The 19,870-nt window shown below is 68.8% G+C and carries 18 protein-coding genes; 8 read left to right on the top strand and 10 right to left on the bottom strand.

Features of this window, described 5'->3' with window-relative positions; all coding sequences use genetic code 11:
• The first annotated feature begins 441 nt into the window (after positions 1-441).
• A complete protein-coding gene (locus tag CHC11_RS23100) occupies positions 442-684 on the top strand; it encodes a hypothetical protein (protein WP_089313896.1) in 243 nt (80 codons plus the stop codon).
• A gap of 1,000 nt (positions 685-1,684) precedes the next feature.
• Here the strand turns inward: CHC11_RS23100 and CHC11_RS43520 are convergent.
• The 7 genes from CHC11_RS43520 to CHC11_RS23055 form a co-directional block, all read right to left on the bottom strand.
• A complete protein-coding gene (locus tag CHC11_RS43520) occupies positions 1,685-1,987 on the bottom strand; it encodes a tyrosine-type recombinase/integrase (RefSeq protein WP_089313895.1) in 303 nt (100 codons plus the stop codon).
• The gene (locus tag CHC11_RS23090) at positions 1,965-2,834 is read right to left on the bottom strand and encodes a tyrosine-type recombinase/integrase (protein ID WP_089314186.1); all 870 of its coding nucleotides are present in this window, start codon (positions 2,832-2,834) and stop codon (positions 1,965-1,967) included. The genes CHC11_RS43520 and CHC11_RS23090 overlap by 23 nt, the downstream gene beginning before the upstream one ends.
• 142 nt (positions 2,835-2,976) lie before the next feature.
• A complete protein-coding gene (locus CHC11_RS23085) occupies positions 2,977-3,612 on the bottom strand; it encodes a transposase (protein WP_089313894.1) in 636 nt (211 codons plus the stop codon).
• A gap of 889 nt (positions 3,613-4,501) precedes the next feature.
• Positions 4,502-5,854: a Dyp-type peroxidase gene (locus CHC11_RS23075; RefSeq protein ID WP_089313892.1), complete on the bottom strand. Its 1,353-nt coding sequence runs from the start codon at positions 5,852-5,854 to the stop codon at positions 4,502-4,504.
• Positions 5,855-5,964: 110 nt separating this feature from the next.
• Complete coding sequence (locus CHC11_RS23070) at positions 5,965-6,411, bottom strand: MarR family winged helix-turn-helix transcriptional regulator (protein ID WP_089313891.1); 447 nt, start codon at positions 6,409-6,411, stop codon at positions 5,965-5,967.
• A gap of 319 nt (positions 6,412-6,730) precedes the next feature.
• Positions 6,731-7,231, bottom strand: a complete 501-nt coding sequence (locus tag CHC11_RS23060; protein ID WP_245919632.1) for a hypothetical protein — start codon at positions 7,229-7,231, stop codon at positions 6,731-6,733.
• Between the two features lie 229 nt (positions 7,232-7,460).
• The gene (locus tag CHC11_RS23055; protein WP_143227206.1) at positions 7,461-9,209 is read right to left on the bottom strand and encodes a hypothetical protein; all 1,749 of its coding nucleotides are present in this window, start codon (positions 9,207-9,209) and stop codon (positions 7,461-7,463) included.
• Between the two features lie 135 nt (positions 9,210-9,344).
• Between CHC11_RS23055 and CHC11_RS23050 the strand changes: the two genes are divergently transcribed.
• A complete protein-coding gene (locus CHC11_RS23050) occupies positions 9,345-10,010 on the top strand; it encodes a metallophosphatase domain-containing protein (protein ID WP_089313887.1) in 666 nt (221 codons plus the stop codon).
• A gap of 435 nt (positions 10,011-10,445) precedes the next feature.
• Here CHC11_RS23050 and CHC11_RS23045 read toward each other — a convergent pair whose 3' ends face one another.
• Positions 10,446-10,790: a hypothetical protein gene (locus CHC11_RS23045; protein WP_089313886.1), complete on the bottom strand. Its 345-nt coding sequence runs from the start codon at positions 10,788-10,790 to the stop codon at positions 10,446-10,448.
• A gap of 843 nt (positions 10,791-11,633) precedes the next feature.
• Between CHC11_RS23045 and CHC11_RS23040 the strand changes: the two genes are divergently transcribed.
• Positions 11,634-12,656, top strand: a complete 1,023-nt coding sequence (locus tag CHC11_RS23040; protein ID WP_143227205.1) for a DMT family transporter — start codon at positions 11,634-11,636, stop codon at positions 12,654-12,656.
• A 701-nt stretch (positions 12,657-13,357) separates the two neighbouring features.
• Here the strand turns inward: CHC11_RS23040 and CHC11_RS23035 are convergent.
• On the bottom strand, positions 13,358-13,795 hold the full coding sequence (locus tag CHC11_RS23035; protein WP_089313884.1) for a peptidase inhibitor family I36 protein: 438 nt from the start codon (positions 13,793-13,795) through the stop codon (positions 13,358-13,360).
• Between the two features lie 217 nt (positions 13,796-14,012).
• Complete coding sequence (locus CHC11_RS23030; RefSeq protein WP_089313883.1) at positions 14,013-15,152, bottom strand: serine hydrolase domain-containing protein; 1,140 nt, start codon at positions 15,150-15,152, stop codon at positions 14,013-14,015.
• A gap of 126 nt (positions 15,153-15,278) precedes the next feature.
• On the opposite strand from CHC11_RS23030, the gene CHC11_RS23025 reads away from it, so the two are divergent.
• The 5 genes from CHC11_RS23025 (at position 15,279) to CHC11_RS23005 (ending at position 19,792) form a co-directional block, all read left to right on the top strand.
• A complete protein-coding gene (locus tag CHC11_RS23025) occupies positions 15,279-16,577 on the top strand; it encodes a cytochrome P450 (protein ID WP_089313882.1) in 1,299 nt (432 codons plus the stop codon).
• Between the two features lie 80 nt (positions 16,578-16,657).
• Positions 16,658-17,320: a TetR/AcrR family transcriptional regulator gene (locus tag CHC11_RS23020; protein ID WP_089313881.1), complete on the top strand. Its 663-nt coding sequence runs from the start codon at positions 16,658-16,660 to the stop codon at positions 17,318-17,320.
• Positions 17,321-17,351: 31 nt separating this feature from the next.
• On the top strand, positions 17,352-17,636 hold the full coding sequence (locus CHC11_RS23015) for a GlsB/YeaQ/YmgE family stress response membrane protein (RefSeq protein ID WP_089313880.1): 285 nt from the start codon (positions 17,352-17,354) through the stop codon (positions 17,634-17,636).
• Between the two features lie 207 nt (positions 17,637-17,843).
• Positions 17,844-18,131: a DUF485 domain-containing protein gene (locus CHC11_RS23010; protein WP_089313879.1), complete on the top strand. Its 288-nt coding sequence runs from the start codon at positions 17,844-17,846 to the stop codon at positions 18,129-18,131.
• Positions 18,128-19,792, top strand: a complete 1,665-nt coding sequence (locus CHC11_RS23005; protein ID WP_089313878.1) for a solute symporter family protein — start codon at positions 18,128-18,130, stop codon at positions 19,790-19,792. The genes CHC11_RS23010 and CHC11_RS23005 overlap by 4 nt, the downstream gene beginning before the upstream one ends.
• Positions 19,793-19,870: the final 78 nt, after the last annotated feature.

The following is a 19,870-nucleotide window of genomic DNA, read 5'->3' as shown; positions in this document are numbered from 1 at the left end:
GCGGGACCTTGCGGCGCTGGTCAGGGGACTTGTGGGGACATGCCTGGACGGTGCTGATCTTGCTTGTAAATAGATGCTCCACAGTGCCGAGATCGGCTGTTTTAGATCACGGGGCGGCGGCGCTACGCGCCGCCACCTCGGCCTCCGCCACCTCGGCCTCCGCCACCTCGGCCTCCGCCACCTCGGCCTCCGCCACCTCGGCCTCCGCCACCTCGGCCTCCGCCGGCGCGGGCCGGGCGTGCGGCCTGGGGGCCGGTCCCGTCCCGCGCCCTGCGGCCGAGCAGGAGCACCAGGACTACGACCCAGCCCATCCAATCAATCCGAGCGAACGCTCGGGCTTTCCGCGCTGAGTGCCTGGCCCGAACCCGGGCTTGGTTTACCAAACTTGTGAGTACAGGAAACGTCAGGCGCTGGCCGTCTGAAGCCGCCTACGATGACGGAATGATCCAGATTCAGACCAGACTCAACGGGACACAATGGCAGCGAGCCGACGGCACCCGTGACACCTACCCGAACCTGTCCGCCGTCCGGGATGACCTGGTCACCGTCATGCAGCGTCTCGGATTCTCCAACGATGAGATCATGTCTTTTATCGACAAGTCGCTTCCGAGCGGCATGAACGCGACCCTCACCCGCGGCGAGGAGGGTTTGTGGGGGGTCCGGGTCGTCGACGCTCCCCGGTGAGCGCCCGTTTCCAAAGCTCTGACCGCAGGCTGGAAGGTGCCGGGTTACGACAAAGAGGTGCCTCGGGTAGGGGATCAACAGCCCCGGGGCGGGGCACCGACGGACCGGAATTCTGGGGCTGGGGTGGAAGTCCGATCACCCGAAGCTTCCGACCCAGGCAAGCAGAGCAGACCGCCACCTGGGGGCCAAGGCCGTTCTTCCAATGAGGAACTCCACCTTGGCCCCAGGAGTCGGCCCGCTTCCCGCAGGGTGGGTCGGCAGCGTACAAGAGATCAGGTCGGGGTTGCTGTGCGCGGCGCGCACGGGGCACGATGAAGGCGAGTCCGCGCGGGTAGGACGATGCGGCCACGACGTTCGGCTGACGGCAACAATGACAGCAACAGGGCAGACGCGAGCGGATGATCGCGGCCCGTGGCACACACTCGGACCAGGCACGCGGGCAGCCGACCACCAGCCTGGATCGAACTGATGAGGATGCGGTCGACTCGTCTTGGTTGATCGTGGGTGACGCTGGGGGGCTCCACCGCCCCCAGACCCCCGCGAACCGAAGTACTCGCCCGCGCGGGTAGGTCTTGTCACCACGTCCCACCGTTCGCGCGGACGAGCACTCCGGGCCGACGCCGCCCGCCACCGGGAGCGTGCCCGTTGGCAGGGGGGAGCAACGGGGACTCACGGTCGCTCCTGATGAGATGATCTAGGGAGTGCGAGGTCACAGAGTTGCCAGGTCACGCCACTTGATCGTGATCGGCTTTTCAAGCCGGGGTAGCTTTGACAAGAGCAATGCAGTACAGCACGGAAGTACCGCAACAGAGGCTTACGACTGCTGGCACCAACGACCAGGCGCACACAGGTTGACCTGCGGTGATGGCAGTAATCGAAGAGCGGCCGGTCTCTTGTAAACAGAAGGTTAGGGGTTCAAGTCCCCTCGCCGGCTCCCAGCTCAAAGCCCCCTTCCGGGTGTTGGAAGGGGGCTTTTGCTAACGGGTTTGCTAACAGCCGACTACGCCGCGCCGTCGATCCTGTCGGCGAAGGGCGTGGCCGCTTCGGCGAGTTGCTCGTTGACGACGTGCGCGTAGACCCGCAGCGTGATCGCCGGGTCAGCGTGCCCAAGGCGGGCGGCCACCACGTGAACCGGGACGCCCGCCAGGAGCAGGGTCGTCGCGTGGACGTGGCGGAGGTCGTGAAGCCTTGCGTGCGGGAGAGCGGCGACGCCGTCCGCTGCGTTGTACTCTCTGATTAGCCTCGCCATGAGGGATGAGACCGTGTCGGGGTGGACCGGCTCACCCCATCCCGTGGCGAACACGTGGCGACCTTCGGAGCCCTTCCAGAACTCGCCCGCTTTGAGTTTGTCGGCGAGCCCGCTTGCGGTGTGCCTTGAAGACGTCGACCGTGCCGGGGTCGAGGCTCACGACACGGGACCGGCCGCTCTTGGTCGTCCCCTCGATGCGCTCGCCGGCGACGAACCCTACCGAGCCCTTGATATGGATCGAGGCCCCGTCGAGGTCGACATCCGGCCACCGCAGGTTGAGCAGCTCACCGCGTCGAGCGCCGGTGTAGGCGGCCAGGTGGAAGAACGCCGACAGCCGATGGCCCTCAGCGGAGACGAGGAGGGCCCGGAGCTGTGCAGGCGTCCAGACCTTCCCCGGCTCACCGTGATGGAGCCGGGGCCGCTTCGCGCGTTCCGTGGGGTTGGACGCGATCAGCTCATCAACCCGGACAGCGTCACCGAACGCCTTCCGGAGCACCGAGTGCACATGCGCGACCGTCCGAGGCGAGAGCCCCGCACCCTTTCGGCCGCCCACGGTGACGAGGTCGCGGTAGAGCTTGGTGATCTGGCCTGGCCGGACGGTCTGGAGCCGCAGACCACCGATGTTGGGTCGGACGTGCCGGTCGATCAGATAGCGGTAGTTGGCGAGGGTCTTGGGCTTGATCTCGACCGCGTGGGCGTCGAGCCACTCGTCTAGGTAGTCGCCCACGGTGATGGCGTTGCGGTCGATGTACTCGCCCCGCCGTGCCCCCACGCGTGCCTCGTCGCGCGCTTCTTTGGCGGCGTCTTCGGTCGGGAAGCCGCCGACCCACTTGGGTTTGGAGATGCCGGTTTCGGGGTCGGTGACGCGGATGACGTAGGACCAGGTCTTGCCCCGCTTCATGACTCCGTCACGGAGCTTGGACTTGCCGGGCCTGCGCGGCTCTTCGGGGTCGGCGAGAGCGGTCTTGGCCATCAGGCTGTCTCTTCCGGGACTGTACGGCTTTCAGCTCTGTCGCTCTTTCGGTGGTAGCGGAGGGTGAGGCTCATCCGAGGAGGATGCGGTGGCGCAGGAGGTGGAAGCCTGCCCGGCTGTTTATCTGTCTTTTGATCAGCTTGGTCTTGGTATTGACGCCTTCGGTTCCGCCGTTGTGATTCTCGCTGGTCAGAGCGGCACGGACGGTGTCGATGTCGAGTCGCAGGCCGCGAATGAACGAGTGGACGTTCAGCAGGTTTATCTTTTCGGCGGTGCTGATCCACTCTTGCAGCCGGTCTGCGTTGTCGGTGGCGGGGACCAGGAGCCGGGCGAAGGCGCGGACCAGGGCGGCGAGCGCGCTCATCTCCGGGCAGGCTCCGGTGGTTTTGGCGAGGAGTTCGTGCTGGTCGGGCTTGAGATTGTCGGGGCGGGCGAGTAGGAGCCGGGCGAGGCGGCGGGGGGACAGGCCAGGACGATCGTCCTCTTCCAACACGACCGGCCGTCCATCAACGGGAACATCGGCCACGGTCCGCCCGCACCACCCATGGACATGGGCGGTCTCGACCGCGCGCTCCGGGCAGGGCACCGGCACCCTCCGGCTGCGGGCCCGCACCCGACTCAGCTCGCCCTCGTCCGTCACATCCTCGATGACCAGGCCAGACAGGCCCGAGAACACCACATCGACAAGCCTGCCGCCCTCGATCACCCCTCAGCGTGACGGGCTGACACCCTCCGCTACCACCGAAACTGCGACAGGGCCGAAAATAGCTGCGACAGAGCCGTTAACTGGACACGCCCGGGCATGCGGCCTGTTCCGTCCGGTCCCGTCTCGCGCCACCGGGCACGGCCGCCCTACGCTCAGCGTCGGCACCATAACCTTCACTAGCGGCTCGGGAGGCGTGCCGGGTGACTGGCAGAGATGATCCCCGACCGGGTTGGATTAACCGGCTCGTGGCGGAGTTGAGTACGTTGTTGCAGGAACAAATCGAGCTAGTGACTCCCATGAACGAGTGTTTGCATGACGAGGGGTCGGGGTTCTCCTGCAGTATCCGTAGTTTGCCCCCTCAAGGCAGCGGCTTCCAGTTGTGCTGGGACGGAATCCTGGGGATGCAACTCATCGATGGGAGGCCTGACACCCGCGTTTCGCTCTTCCTCTACAGCGGGAATCAGCGACTCGGACTCATGGATGATAGGGAAGGCAGCTTCTTGGAGATCGTTTACGAGGGTTCGCTGAAACATGGTGGGCAGTGGGGAACTCCCGCGTGGCTTCGGGACGATTTTGGTGAGTACCTCGCGTACGAGTCGTACGGCAGCGGCAAGTAGGTTGAGCGTGCGCGAAGCGGGGGTCTCGCGACCCCCAGCCCCCCGCGACCCGGAGCACTCATTCGCGCGAGACGCCCTGTCACGCCCTCCCGCCGTTCGCGCGAACAAGCACTCCGGACCGAAGTCGAGGTGGGCACACAAAGCTTCCTATCTCGGCAAACAGATGCGGGGATTGCGCGCTCGGAATTCGCTCGCCTGAGAAGGTGAGTAGTGGTTGCGCTGATCTTGGCCAAGTCCGAGCGTAAAGAGATCCGCTTCTCGCGCGTCGGGAATCACCGGGCGGTGAGCAGTGCGGAGGCCACGTGCCCGCCGGGCCGCACGCCCGGCGGGACGGCGAAGACCGCGCTGCCGGTATGCCGAATGAAGGCGTTCAGGCGGTCGGACTTGTCCAGCTTGCGCTGGAGGCGGACGAACTCCGCGGGGTCGCGCAGGTAGGCGCAGAAGAGAACGCCGCTGTCGTACCTGGAGTGGCCGCTGCCCGAGTGCTCGGGCATGTCCTCGCCGTGATCGTGGTCCGCGTCCTCGGCATCGTGATGGTGGTCCGCCGGGATTGCCCCGCCCATTCCTTGGAAGCCGTAGTCGTAGTTGTACGAGCGGCGCAGCATAGGGACGTCGCGGACAAGAGCCAGGTGGGAGTCGGCGGGGATGAGGGGCTTGCCGTCCGGACCGGCCTTGCGGAGGTCGGGGGTGCTGAACTCGTGCCCGCCGCTGAGCGGGGCGCCGTTGTCTCGCCGCCGTCCGATCGTCTGGTCCTGCGTCCGCGTCGTGGAGGTGTCCCATTTCGGCAGGTCCATGCGGATCTTGCGGAAGACCAGGTAGGTGCCGCCGGAGAACCAGGCCGGTTCGTCCGCGGTGGACCAGACGGCGTCGTCGAACTGGCCGGTCCCCGGCCGGGCGTTGGCGGTGCCGTCCTTGTGGCCGAAGAGGTTGCGCGGAGTCGAGCCTCCGAACATGCCCAGGAAGCCCTGCTGGCTCCAGCGCAACCGGGCCACTCCTGGAGCGCGGCTGCGGAGGGTACGGAAGGCGCGGCTGACGGTCTGGAGGTCCTCGCCGCAGATTTGGACGAGCATCTCGCCGCCGCTCCACGCCGACTCCAGCCGGTCCTCGCCGAAGGAGGGAAGCGGGCTCAGCCGCCGGGGCCGGTCGCGTTCCCGTCCGATCCGCTTGAACAAGTTGGGCCCCAAGCCGAAGGTGACGGTCAGCCGGGCCGGTTCGAGGCCGTCGGCGATGCCGGAGTCCGCGGGCACCTCCGGCCGGGCGAACGGCATCGGGCCGGGCGGACGTCCCTGCGTGAGCCGTTCGGCGGCGGCCGACCAGCCTTGGATGAGCCGCTGGAAGTTGGCCGCGGCCTGCTCGGTGGTCAGCCGCCTGCCTTTGCGCGGGTCGGTCGTCTCCAGGTCGAAGGCGGCGAAGATCGCGTACCGCTGTTGCGGCGTGGCGATGCCCGCCTGGTGTGCTCCGTGGAACGGTTCGGTCCGCCGCTCCGTATGGGACGGGCGAGCCGGGGCGGCGTCGCGGCCACTCGCCGCCAGCGCTCCGCCCGCGGCCGCGGCAGCACCGGCGGTCGCCGCGAACGTGGTGAGAGCGGCGCGCCGCGACAAAGGGCTTCCTGTTTTTTCGCTCATGGGTTCACTCCGTGTCATCCAACCTTCAGCCTTCCTGAAGCCTAGGGGTAGCTTCAGGAAGGCTGAAGGTGGGGTGGGCGCAGAGGAGGGAGGTTGGGTTCCGTGCCAGGTCAGGAAGTGATGCGGCCGGCGAACGCGGTGCGTACCGTTTCCCCGATCCGCCGATGGACTGGGTCGGCGTCCGGGCCGAACATCCGGTCGTCGACCTCGGCCGCAGCCCGCTGGGCGGCCTCCAGCAGGCGGCCCCCCTCTGCCGTGATCTCCAGCGTCGAGGGTGAACCCGCGCGGGCGTTGCTGTCGCGCACCAGGCCCGCAGCGGCGAGCGCCTTCACCGCTCCGTGCGCGCTCTGCACGGTGATCCCGGACATTCGCGCCAGATCGCTGAACGACGCCCCCGGTACGACGCCGATGTGGGCGAGCAGCCCGAGTCTGCTGACCGTTAGTTCCAGCGGCGCCAGAAGGGCGTTGAGTTCGGTCTCGATCCGACGCGCCAGTGACAGCAGGAAGATGGATGTGCTCGTCACTGGCGGGCTGGGGCGGCCGTCGTCGGTGGTCACCGTCCCAGTGTCCCCCATTGCGAGGTACCGCGATCGGACCGGTCGGCGGCCCGGGCAGGTTCGCCGGGCGTCTCCCCGGAAGTGAGCGCCCACGTGCCGTGCGCCGCGAGAGTCAGCACTTCTTGAACGAACCCGACGGGCGCGACCTGGAAAACCTTGTCGAAGTCACTGCAGGAGGCCATGGGCGCCCCGGTGGGGTCCACGACACCTCATACTCCTGACGAGCACCGGGGCACCCAGCGGACATGGCTTCAGGCGCATGCAGACCCCCGCCCTGCTCATCGGGTCAGTGGCCAACAGATCCGCTCTGGTGCTTGCCTTACATCCCGGACGCTTGCTCGATGTCCCACCAGCGCGGCGCTTCGTCGTCTGGCGTCTCAGGGCTCGCGAAATGGAACGGAACGCCAAAGCGCTCTGCGAGTGCCTTCCCGATCGCGCTCGCCTCCGCTGCCTCAGGCCAGGGCGGGACCGAACCGTTGAAGACGCGCAAGTCCGTTCCGTGCTGGACGGTGGCGAGGTGGTGTTCTGCCCGGGGGTTGATCATGATCGCGAGCAGCAGGACGAACCATCCCTCGCTGTCTCCGTCCCACAGGACTTCGATGGCGGCCGGTCGCCGGGCCAGGACCTGGACCTTGTCAGTGAGGGCTTCGAGGTCAAGGGGCGGGGTCGGGGACCGGTGGAAGCGCCTGCCAAGGGCGGCGTGACGTTCGGCGACCAGAATCTGGCACTCATGCAGGCCCGGCCGGGACGGCTCATGGATGCTGTCGTAAATCGTCTTCACTGCTTCGAACTTGCGGCCACTGGTGACCAGGGCGTCCACTCGCTCCTGGAGTTCAGGGGGGAGCCTGGCCCAAAGCTGGCTGCGCATGGCAACATTCAACCGTAGTGACCACTGGCGTATCCGACCTGGCCCAGGCGGGGATACTGACCGCCGTTCTGATAACAGCGCTGACCGGCCGCTTCGCCGAATGGCAGGCCATTCAACGTTCTTGGACAACCCTCGCACCACAGATCCCGCTGTGACAAAAGGGTAAGGGTCCAAGTCCCGGTCATGCCTTGGGCTCGATGCGTCTCAGGGCCTGCCGGGCGCGTTTCGCTATGTCGCCCTCGCCTGCGGCGTAGTCGCGGAGGACGGGGAGGGCAGGGCGGGCCGCGTCACCCATCAGGCTGAGGTCGTACAGCGTACGCACGGGGTCGTCGGGAATCTGTTCGATCAGTACGGGCAGCGCCTCGCCGGCGTCGCGGGTGATCTTCCAGAGCGCGAAGGCCGCGGCGGCGCGGGCGGGTTCGGCTGGGTCGTCGCGCAAGGCGCGAAGGTCGGGGACGGCCGCACGGGCCCTGGGGCCGAGTTCGCCGAGCCAGTCGCAGGCATTGGTGTCGAAGCGCCAGCCGTGGCGTCCGGCCTTGCGGCCGAACTGGCGGCGACGTTGCAGGATGTTCAGCAGCAGGCCGACCACCTCTTCGTCGGCCGGTTCGCCGAGACCCATCAGCGCGCGGACGGCGGCGAGGCCGGTCTCCGGGTCCGGGCCCGACGCGACCCGCCGGAGGACGGTCAGCGCCTCTTCGTCGGCCAGACCCCATCTGCGTAGGAACATGCAGCACGCGCTGACGGTCTCGAGCTCATTGCTGTGGGGTGTGGGGATGCCGAGGCGCGGAATCAACCCTTCCAGGATGGCGGTGACCTCGGGAACGGCCTGTTCTCCATCGCGCCATTCCTTGACCCACGACAGCAGGGCCCTGGTCTCGCCGGCAGAGGGAGATGTGGCGAGCCGCGCTCGGACCTGTGGCCAAAGGTGCTCGGCCAGCGCCGATGCGGCACGGAACCGGTGCTGCGTTTGGAGGTCCAGCGTGCCGTGGCGGATCAGCCGCTGAATCGGGGGCACGCATCGGAGGTCACCGCGCCGGGTGAGTGCGATAAGGGCCTTCTCCGACACCTCGGAGTCGCTCAGAGAGGCTGCCAGGGCATCGGCGTACGCGTCATGAGACGGCAGATAGTTCGTGGCCGCGGCCGCTCGCCGCACGGCGGGATCTGGGTGCCGGAGCAGGGACGCGACGGCGGGAGCGTGTTCGGGGAACCGCTGGAAAAGGGAGTCTGCGGCGTTGACCAGGATTCGGGTGGCCGCTGCGTTCAGCCGGCCGGTCCTCAATCGAACCAGCATCCGCGACAGCCAGCGTGAGCGAAGGTCGGGCGTGGGGTGAAGCCAGCCGTCCACGGCCTCGACGGAGCCGCACGGCGGGAGACCGACCCATTCGGGGTCGCCCCAGGCCAGTTCGGCCAGGGCCGATCCGGCCTCGCCGTCACAGAGGGCGAGCGCGTCGAGCACCGTGTCGTCCACCGCCTCGGGCCTGTGCAGCAGCAGGCCGAGAGCGGCGCCCAGCGCGTCGGACGGCTCGCGATCCAGGTGGCGGCGCAGGTGGTCATGGATCAGGGGGTACCGGCCGAGAGCCAGCAGCAGCGCGAGCCTGGTCGGGGCGTCCGGCTCGCTCGCGCTGCTGGCGCGGAGGCCCTGAACCGCATCGTCGGGCAGGTCCAGGTAGGCGAGCACGACGGCCAGGATCCGGCGGATCCGCGCCTCGGGGTGGGTGAGCCGCTCCAGCAGTGCGGTCGGCCCCGCCTTCGCGGGGGCGCCCAGCCGGCCGACCCACTCGCCGAGGGCGAACGGGGCCTCCACCTCCACGTTCAGGTCGGCCAGCAGCGCTTCTAGCGCCGCGCCACTGCGCTGGCCGGGTTCGTCCAGGTCGACGTCGAAGTCCCGGTAGACCACCGCCTGCCAATCGAACCCGATCACTGGTGTCACGCGCGCACTTTAGCTGGCCGAGTCCACTGCTGGCACATTGGCCGACCGAACCAGAATGGCTGCCCACACCTCCCCGACCGCGGTCGTGCAGTCGCGATCTTCGATGGTGGTGCGGAGGCTCAGTACGCTTGCATTATGCGGATTGTTGCGGTTGCCGATACGCACACCTTTCATCACGATCTCGCCGTCCCCGATGGGGATGTCTTCGTGCACGCCGGTGACCTGTGCCGGCACGGCAAGGACCTCAAAGAACTCGAGGACGCCGCGAACTGGATGCAAGCCCTCCCGCATCGGACGAAGGTGGTCGTCGCGGGCAACCACGACTGGATGTTCCTGGACGAGCCCGCACGAGCCCGCGCCGTCCTTGCCGACCGCGGCATCCGCTATCTGGAGGACAGCGGCACGGAGATCGGCGGCGTCACGTTCTGGGGTAGTCCCTGGCAGCCGGAGTTCAACGAGTGGGCCTTCAACCTTCCTCGGGGGCGTTCCCTCGCGGAAAAATGGGCCATGATTCCGGACAGCGTCGACGTCCTGGTCACGCATGGGCCTCCCCTGGGAATCGGTGACGCGAACGCCTACCCCGGACGCCACGGTTGTGAGGACCTGCTGGCCCGGGTGCGACAGGTCCGTCCCAAACTGCACCTGTTCGGCCACATCCACCAGGACGGGGGGCTCTGGCGCCACGGGGAGACGGTTTTCGCCAACGTCACCACATGGGAGTGCGAGCGCGGCCCCACCGTTGTCCGCCTGGAACCCTCGGGCGCCGTGGGCGAGATCGTGCCACCGGCACGAACCCGCTGAACGGAGCTCGTGATCACCAACGACCATGGGGCCTGATGGACAAGGGCTCCCTGCCCACGGCTTGAGGTTCCGGCCCCGCGGAGACTGGGCGGCCGGCTTCGTCCCGCCTCCAGGGCGGCTGGAAGGTGCGGTGCGCCCACAGGCCGACACGATCGAGGACGGCAAGGGCGACCAGCGCGATCACTAGCCCGGGGATCGTGAGCAACGCGATGACTGCCTCGATCCCTCCAACGGGCCTGCCCCGTCACCGGTTCCGCCAGTGCGGGCATCCGCCGGGGCCGTGTCTCGCTACCGATGCCATCTCGCGTCGGTTCGCCGCGGGGACGACGAACAAGCCGCGGGCGGGGACGTTCGCAGAGGGCGTCTGCATACGACAAAGCGGCCCACGGGGGGCCGCTCTAGGTCGGACCAGAGCCCTGGCGAGCCCTGGTGGGTTTACTTCGAGCCGCGGAACTCCTCGGGCCCGAGGTGCTTGATGATCAGCCATCCCACCAGCATGAGGCCGGTGCCGCCGAAGCCCGTGAGGACGCCGGACAGGGCCCCCTCGCCTCCGCCGCAGTTGATGGCGGAAGTGACGAGGGCGGTGAGGATGAGGCTGCCGATGAGGGGGCGCTTCTTGGACTCCTTCTCCGAGAGGTTGTCCCACGAGCGCTGGTTGAGCAGGTAGCCGCCGAAGGCGAGGCCGCCGCCGATGGCAGTGGAGATGAAGCCACCGTCGCCGACGAGGTAGACGAAGACGACGATGACGAGTACGAAGATGATGGGGCGGATGTTCCGCATGAGGTTCTCTCCTTTGTGGGATCCGTGCTGAGCACGGCCGTGAATGCTTTGCTTGTCCGGATGTTTCGTGCTGCGCACGCCGTCGATACTGACCGTCCCAAACGGTGCCCATCGTGCAAGCGTCTGGTGCGAACCGTTTGGCCGTGCGTGAGAGGAAAACAGGCCGTAACTCCGCGGGGGTCGCGGTGAGTTTTCCCGTTGACGGCGTGCGCGTGGAGGGTGCCGGGTCGGCATGCCCGAGCCGGCCCGCCACCACGTTCACGCCTCGGCTGGAGCGGGGTCGCCGTGAAGGCGGGCGTGGGGGACGGTGCCATGCATCGATGCCGGTCACGCCCTCTTTCACGCGGGTAGCGACCAACACTAGAACCAGGACGCAAAGGGCCTCGTAGCGGCGCTGGAGGCGGCAGAGCTCAGGTGCCGCCCGTGCGGCTCCGGTCGCTGGCCGCGGGGGCACCGGGTTCGGTTCGAGCCACGAATCTGAGGACTGGTCGGAAACGTCGGTCCCTTAGCAATACCCCGCGCCCGATATTCATCAGTTCTTCATTTCGAAGGCGACGCTTGCCGGGGAGTTGCGATCCCGGACGGTGGGTGATGGCGCTGCCGTCTTCGGGAGTATCACCGCCAAAGGCGTCAGACCCTGCGCATTGCTAGGCGTGCGCAGCACACACAAACAAAAGAAAGGTCACGAAAGTGAACCATAGACGAAGTAAGCGGTTCACGTCGCCGGAGTGGCTCTTCCGCAACCTCGGTGGTTTCTACGGATGGGTGGTCCGCCACCCGCGCCGTGCCGCTCGGTGGCTCGCCGGCCACCCCCGGCGGGCCAAGGTATGGCTCGTCACGACCGTGGTCGGTTCGCTCTGGCTGCTCGCGGCCTCGGCGGCGCACGTCGGAGGGGCGATCTTCCAGCGTACGACGACGGCCGTCATGCAGCCGCTGACGGTGGATCTCCAGGTGACGGCCCTCCAGGCCACCACCATCACCTACATGTTCGGCGCCCCGCTCTATGTGGCGCTGCTCATGGGGGCGCGGCAGCGGTTGCAGGAGAATCGTCTCCTCGACGCCGTGCCCCGAACCGAAAGGCGTGATCGGTTCTTCTCCGGTCTCTCGCGCTCGGCCCAGAGATGCTCCCCGGCGCACAGGCTCCTCGCCCGACTCGTCGAGAAGGAGCGGAGACACCGGTGGGTGCTGACGGTCCTGCCCTTTCTGGTCAGTTTCGTCAGCGGCAATCTCTTGGCGCAGTTCTACGTGACCAGGCTGCCGTTTTCGGCCGGCAACGCGATCACGACCCTCGGCCCGATCACCATGGCGATGGTGATCGCGTGGAGGGACGACAGGAAGGGGCTTCCGCTGCTTCTGCCGCTGATGTCGGCGGTCGGAGCGGCCCTGATGATCCCCTGGGGACAGCGCATCGACGGTGCCGGCTTCCTGGCCGCCCTGTGCGGTGCGGTGGCCTCCGCCGTCATGGTGTCGGGTGGAAAGGCGATGGCCCACGCGGGAATCCTGCTCAAGGGAACGGGCCTGTCCATGGTGGCCGGCCTGCTTCTCGGGGCGCCTTCCCTTCTCGCGGTCCACTGGACCGGGGAAGTCGCCGTCCGCGGGGTCGTCGCAGGTCTCCTCGGAGTCGCCGGAAGCGTCCTCTACTGGGTCGCGCAGGCGCCGCTCCGTCTCCCGAAGAGGCTGGCCGGTGCACTGTCGGCCAATGGGCCGGCGCTGACCAGCGTGGTGGGGCTCGTCGTTCTCGCCCAGGGCGTCGGTCTGATCAGCCTGATCGGGATCGCCACGATCCTGATCGCCTCGCTGCTCAACGCCGCACTGACCGGCTCGCATGATGAGAAGGCCGCGGAGGTCGCAAAGTACGCCCAATAGGCCCCCGCCGGAAAGGCCGGGCGCAGAGGAAGCGTCAACGGTGCTTCCCGAGCGCAGGACGGACATTTCCTGGCTTGGGCTTGACAAGCCTCTGGCATGCCTGCTGCCTGGCAGAGGCCAAAAAGGGCGCTCCTAATTGTGGGGCGTCCGTATGATGCAGCCCCGGGGAAAACCTCGGGGCTGCGTTCGTGAAACCCTGCCGCCGAAACCGGCGGGCATGTTCGGAATCAGGCCGGTACCGAATCAGTGGAAGCCCGGATGGGCACCGGCGATGTACTGGCCTAGCCTGTGGAGGCAGAGGGCAAGACGGTTGTCGAATCTTCGGTGAATGGTGCGATCCCGCCTGCGGCGGGGCGGGCACCAAGAGGGTCGCCCGCACCGAGGAGGAGGAGTCGGCCATGCCCTTCCAGCGGAACCAGAGAGACGACCGTCTTCGGTTGCGATCTCCGTGGGCTCTTGGAGCCCTGGTCTCCCTGATGCGGTTGGTCCATGAGATCATCCGCGACCGGCACCGCTGGTAAGCGGTCCGTGGGCCCCATCGAAGCGGTGGGGCCCTCGCCGTGCCCGCGCCTCGTAGGCCGGAACTCGGAGGCTCGACGGCGCGGTCAGGTCTGGGCTGCCGGCCGGGTGAGGGCCGTCCGGCCGGGGTGGGACGTGGCCGGCCGGACGGCGGGGGGAGGCGGGAGGCCGGGTCTAGGTCGTCAGGCCCAGTCGACCAGGTCGACGGTGTCGTTGTCGGACGTCGGCTCCTCCAGGGGCTGGCCGGGGTACAGGGGACGGGCCTTGCCGTTGTCCTCGTCGATCAGTACGGCGAGGCTGTGGGTGTTGTTGACCCAGGAGGAGACGTTGTTGGCGGCGGTGCCGTTGCCCATGGGCAGGGCCTTGAGGGCGACCTTGTAGCCGGCGCCGATGCCGTAGGCCGGTCCCTGCCGCTTGTAGTGCTGGTAGAGGCAGAGGGTGGCCGGCGGGCAGCCTTCGGCATCGTCGAGTTGAACGACGCCGGGCGGCAGGTCCGCCTGGGCCGGCTGGGTCGTGACGGTGGCGGCCTGAGCGGCGGTGGTGACCGCAGGTCCGGTCACGGTGGCGCAGGCGGCCAGGGCGGTCGTGGCTACCAGGAGGCGCGCTTTCCAATTGGCCATCGGGGGGCTCTCCGTTTCGTATGGCGTGGTTTGCGGCGTCGGTGACGCCGCGCGACAAGATTTACACGGAGAGTTATCACGTGTCAGTGTGTGTTGATGGCCTTATGTGGTCGCTGCTACTGACTGTTACCGGGTGCCGCCGTGGGCCCTTCCTGGTAGGCGTTGAGAGTCAACGCTGATGTTCACTGTATGTAGCGTCATGCCCCGGGTGAGCGGGTCAGGTGCCGCACAGGGCGTCCGGGAGGGCGGCCTTCATGGCCTCGTCCAGGGCGGGGCCGCCGCCCGGGTTGAGGTTGACCATGACGGTCGCCTGCCGACCGTGCGTGGTGGCGCCTGTGCGGACGCTGAAGCCGAGCATGTCGCCGTCGTGACTCCAGAAGCCGTCCTCGCAGGTGGGCGAGCCCTTGAAGGGGGTCCACTCCAGTCCCAGGCCGTACTTGGAGCCTGAGGTGCGGCCCGTGGGGCGGGCGGTCAGCATCTCCCGCAGCTGCGCCGGCTTCAGCAGGCGCCCTCGGAGGACGGCCGCCAGGAAGCGGTTGAGGTCCGGGGCGCTGGAGATCATGCCGCCGGCGGCTCCGCCGACGGTCGGGTTGAGGCGGGTGATGTCCACCAGCTCGGACTGCGGCCGGACGTAGCCGCGGGGGTGCGGGCCCGGGATGCCGGGGGCGTCCGTCGGGACGAAGGTGTCGTGCAGTCCGAGGGGACGGATGACGCGCCGGCGGATCTCCCCGCCGTAGGGGCGTCCCGTGACGCTCTCGATGATCATCCCGGCCAGGAGGTAGTTGGTGTTGGAGTATCCCCAGCCCTTGCCGGGTTCGAACTCCCGCGGATGCGGCAGGGCGATGTCCACCAGTTCGCGGGCCTCCCAGTGCCGGAGCGGGTCTTTGAGCACCTCCAGCGGCGACATGTGGTCCAGGACGTCCGGCAGCCCGCTGGTGTGCTGGAGCAGCTGGCGGACGGTGATCTGCCGCCCGTCGTTGTCCGCGCCGCGAACCACGCCGGGCAGGTACCGCTCCACGGGAGCGTCCAGCTCGATGCGGCCTTCGCCGACGAGCTGGAGGACGACGGTGGCGGTGAACGGCTTCGTCAGGCTGCCGATCCGGAAGCGGCTTCGGGGGTCGACCGGTGTGTTCGTCCGGACGTCGGCGACTCCGCTGGTGGCCGTCAGACGGCCGTGCCGGTCGTGGACCTGCGCCAGCGCCCCCGGAGCGCCGTCCGGACCGCTCAGGCTTTCCACCACCTGCCGCAGGTCGGCGGGGCCGGGCGTGGCCGCGTTCGCCGGGACGGCCGAGACCCCGACCGCCAGGGCCAGGACGACGGCGGCCGCGCCGCGGGGCACCAGGTTTCTTGTGATCATGCTCGGACGATAGGGAGCGGCGGGCAGAGCGCACATCCAGCGTGTGAGCCATCCGTGCCCTCACCCGTGATGGGTAGCGAAGAGCGGTGGGTTGTCGTGGGCTGGGACGGTTCTTACGGTTGAGGCATGGACGGACGGGGTGTGCGGGGGCCGGGGGCGGTCGAGGCTGTTCGATGGTGGGGGCGGATGGCCCGGAGCCCGCTCGACACCTACGGAGCCCTCGCCAGACGCTACGGGGACGCCGTGCGGGTGCCGTTCGGAAGGAACCGGGCGTTCTTCCTGTTGTCGCGTCCCGAGCACGCCGAGCGGGTCCTCGTCGCCAACCAGGACAACTACGTGAAGGCGTTCACGTATCGGCCGCTCCGGGCCGTACTCGGAGACGGGCTCCTCACCAGTGAAGGCGGGACGTGGCGGCAGCACCGGCGGGTGGTGCAGCCGGTGTTCGCGCAGCGGCACGTCGTCGGGTTCGCGTCGCAGATGGTCGATACGGCGGCTCGATCCGCCGGACGGTGGCCCGACGGGGTCGCGCTGGACGCGGCGGGGGAACTCCGGCGGCTCACGTTGGGCATCGTGGGACGGGCGTTGTTCGGCAGCGAGCTCGAAGGGGAGGCCGAGAAGACGGGGCGGGCGCTCGAGGCCCTCCAAAGGGGTGCGGTAGTTGGGACCTTCTTGCCCGGGGCGACCGCGAAGCGCGGCATATATCGGCGGGTACCGGGGCTCGGGGGCGCTCTGAAGCACCTCGACGGCATGGTCCGGCGGGTCGTGCAGGGCTCGTCCGGTGGCGAACTGCTGCATCTCCTCAAGGAGAGCGGTCAGTTCGACGAGGCGGAGCTGCGTGACGAGGTCCTGACCCTGTTGCTGGCCGGGCACGAGACCACTGCGGCTTCGCTCGCCTGGACGTTCATGCTCCTGTCGAAGTATCCGGCGGCCAGAGACCGCCTGGAGGACGAGGTGGACGAGGTTCTCGGCGGCGGGGAGCCGAAGGCCGGGGACCTCGACCGGCTGCCGTGGACGAAGGCCGTCCTGTCGGAGGCGATGCGGCTCTACCCGCCTGCGTGGACCATCGAGCGCGACGCGCTGGAGGACGACGAGGTCGCCGGAGTGCGGGTGCCGGCCGGTTCGACGATCGCCGTGCCGCCGTATCTGATCCATCGGAACGCCGAGGTCTGGCCCAATCCGGAGGGTTTCCAGCCGGAGCGGTTCATGGGGGAGCAGAAACATCCCCGGTACGCGTATCTGCCGTTCGGCGGCGGGCGCCGCATCTGCGTGGGCGCCGGTTTCGCGATGCTGGAGGCGACGCTGGTGCTCGCCACCATCGCCCGGACGCACCGGCTCGACCTGGTGCCGGGCGTGGCCGTGCCCGTCCGGGCGGAGATCACGTTCCGTCCTGCCGGGGCCCTTCCGATGCGGGTCATGCGGAGGTAGGCCGCTCAGGCGGGACAGCCACCCGACGCCGCCGAGGTTGCAGTGGAAATCGGAGGGCGGGCCTCCACTAAGGTGGGCGCATGGGTGCGAAGCAGCGGCCGCTGCGGGCCGACGCGCGGGACAACCGCGACCGGATCCTCGCCGCCGCCCGTGAGGTGTTCGTCGAGCAGGGGCCGGGCGCGCCGCTGGAGGAGATCTCGCGGCGCGCGGGCACCGGCATCGCCACGCTGTACCGGCGCTTTCCCGACCGGCGGACGCTGACGAGGGCCGTCGCCCTGGACGCCCTGGAGCGCACCCGGGACGAGGTCAAGCGCGCGCGGGACGAGGAGCGGACCGCCTTCGCCGCCCTCGTCCGCTACATGCACCGCGTGCTGGACATCCGCATCGGCGCCGTCTTCCCCGTCCTGCTGGACCGGATCCCGTTCGACGACGAGGAGATCGCCGCCACCCGCGACGAGGGCGTCGTCGTCGTGAGAGAACTCGTCGCCGCCGCCCAGAAGGACGGCGACCTGCGTTCGGACGTCACGCACGGCGATGTCGGGATGATGCTCGTGCGGCTGTCGCGCCCGCTGCCCGGCCCGCTGCCACGGGAGACGGGCGAGGAGCTGGCGCACCGGCATCTCGACCTGCTCATCGACGGCCTGCGCGCCGGCGGCCTGCGCGCCGGGCGTCCCGAGGAGCTCGGCGGACCGGCGCTGACCTTCGACGACCTGCGGTCCATGGGGGACGGCCGGGAAAGGTGACGTTCAGGCTGTAACGGGCACAGACCAGGACATGAACATCACAGGCATCATCACCGCGATCGTCATCGGTGGGATCATCGGGGTGCTCGGCCGGCTGCTGCTGCCCGGCCGCCAGCCCATCGGCGTCATCATGACCGTGATCGTCGGAATCGTCGCCGCGCTCATCGGGACGGCCATCGCGCAGAAGGTCGGCGTGGCCACGACGAACGGGATCGACTGGATCGAACTGGTCTTCCAGGTCGGCCTGGCGATGCTCGGCGTCGCGATCGTCGCAGCTCTCAGGGGCAGGCGCGGCCATCGCCGCTACGAACGCTGACCCTCGCCCCCGGAAGGGCGCGAGGATGCCGTTCACTCCCGCCTGACCTGGGCGGTCGCGGTCGCTTCTCCACCTCGGCGAAGGGTTGGCCGTCTCCGGCCGCCGCCATGCGGATCTCGTCAAACGGTGCTTGCGGCCTGCGAATCTTTGCTCTCATAGGGCGACCGAAAGGACGCGGAGAGTGACGAGCGGGCAGGGGGAGACCGGATGACGGGGGGACTAGCGCCCGTTGCGGGCCATGAGAGGTTCCTGCTGTTGCGGAGGCGGTTCCGGCGGGCGGCGGTCGTGGTCACGGCCGGGTTCCTCGGGTGGTATCTCGTGTTCGTCGGGCTGGCCGCCTTCGCGCGCGGGTTCATGGCGCGGACGGTAGCCGGGCACGTCAACGTCGCGCTGCTGCTCGGGCTGCTGCAGTTCGTCTCGACGTTCGCGCTGACCCTGGGATACCTGGTCTACGCGCGCCGGAGGCTGGATCCGCTGGCCGGGGAACTTCGGTGACGGGGCGCGCGCTGACGTTCGGGCTGTTCCTGGCGTTCATCCTGATCACGCTGGCCATCACGGTGCGGGCGCGGGCGACCACGCGCGGCGCCGACGACTTCTACGCGGGCGGGCGGACGTTCACCGGCCCGCAGAACGGGGTCGCGCTCGCCGGCGACTACATGTCGGCGGCCTCGTTCCTCGGCATCGCCGGGATCATCGCGCTGAACGGGTACGACGGGTTCCTGTACTCGATCGGGTTCCTGGTGGCGTGGCTGCTCGCGCTGCTGCTGGTCGAGATGGTCCGCAACGCGGGCCGGTTCACGATGGGGGACGTGCTGGTGCGCCGGGTGCGGCGGCAGGCGCCGGTGCGGCGGGCCGCGGCCGTGTCCACCGTGACCGTGTCGGTGTTCTACCTGCTCGCGCAGATGGTCGGGGCCGGGGCGCTGGTGTCGCTGCTGCTCGGCATCCATCGCGGCGAGCGGTTCCTCGGGATGGGCGCGGGCACCGCGAAGACCGTCACGATCGTCGCGGTGGGCGCGCTGATGATCCTCTACGTGGCGTTCGGCGGGATGAAGGCCACGACCTGGGTGCAGATCATCAAGACCGGGCTGCTGATGGCCGGGGCGGTGGTGCTGACGGCGCTGGTGCTCGGCAGGTTCGGGTTCGACGCCGGCGCGATGCTCGGGTCGGCCGCCGACGCGAGCGGGAAGGGCGGGGCGTTCCTGCGGCCCGGGCTCCAGTACGGGCGGGACGTCCCGGGCGACGCCTACCGGACCGCGGTCAACAAACTCGACTTCATCAGCCTCGCGCTCGCCCTCGTGCTCGGCACGGCGGGCCTGCCGCATGTCGTCGCGCGGTTCTTCGCCGTCCCGGACGGGCGCGCCGCGCGCACGTCGGTGTCGTGGGCGATCGGCCTCGTCGGCGTCTTCTACCTGATGACGCTCGCGCTCGGCTTCGGCGCGGCGGCCCTGGTGGGACGGTCCGCGATCGTCGCGCAGGACCCTTCGGGCAACACCGCGGTGCCGCAGCTGGCACAGGCCGTCGGGGAGCACGTCGGTGGACGGGCCGGCGGGGACGTCCTGCTGGCGTTCATCGGGGCGGTGGCGTTCGCGACGATCCTCGCGGTGGTGTCCGGGCTGGTGCTGGCGTCGTCGACGTCGCTGGCGCACGACTACTTCGGCCAGGTGCTGATGCTCGGCCGCCCGCGCGAGTCGCAGGAGGTCGCGGTCGCGCGGTTCGCCTCGTTCCTCGTCGGATCGCTGGCGATCGTCCTGGCGGTGGTCGCCCGCGACCTGAACGTGGCGTTCCTGGTGGCGCTGGCGTTCGCGATGGCCGCCTCGGCGAACGTCCCGGCGATCGTGCTGTCGCTGTTCTGGCGGAGGTTCAACTCCGCGGGGGTCGTCGCGGGCATCTACGGCGGCCTCGTCGCGTCGCTGGCGCTGGTCGTCTTCTCACCCGTCGTGTCCGGCAAGGTCGATCCGGTGACGGGGGTGAGCCTGTCGCTGTTCCCCGCGGGCGTCGACTTCCACCTGTTCCCGCTGGAGAACCCGGGCCTCGTGTCGATCCCGATCGGGTTCGCGTGCGCGGTCGCCGGGACCTTCGCCGGACGGGAGAAGGCCGACCGGGACCGCTACGACGACCTGTCGGTCAGGGCTCTGACGGGTGCAGGATCACAGTGACCTGGACGGCGCGTACGGGTTAGCATGCCGTGCCCGGTTTGATTACCCGTGAGTACGGAAGGCTGAGCCGGGAAGATC

It is taken from the genome of Actinomadura mexicana (assembly GCF_900188105.1).
In the GTDB taxonomy this organism is placed as follows: domain Bacteria; phylum Actinomycetota; class Actinomycetes; order Streptosporangiales; family Streptosporangiaceae; genus Spirillospora; species Spirillospora mexicana.
The sequence above is the reverse complement of the archived record's forward strand: the minus strand, read 5'-3'. Positions and strand labels throughout refer to the sequence as shown.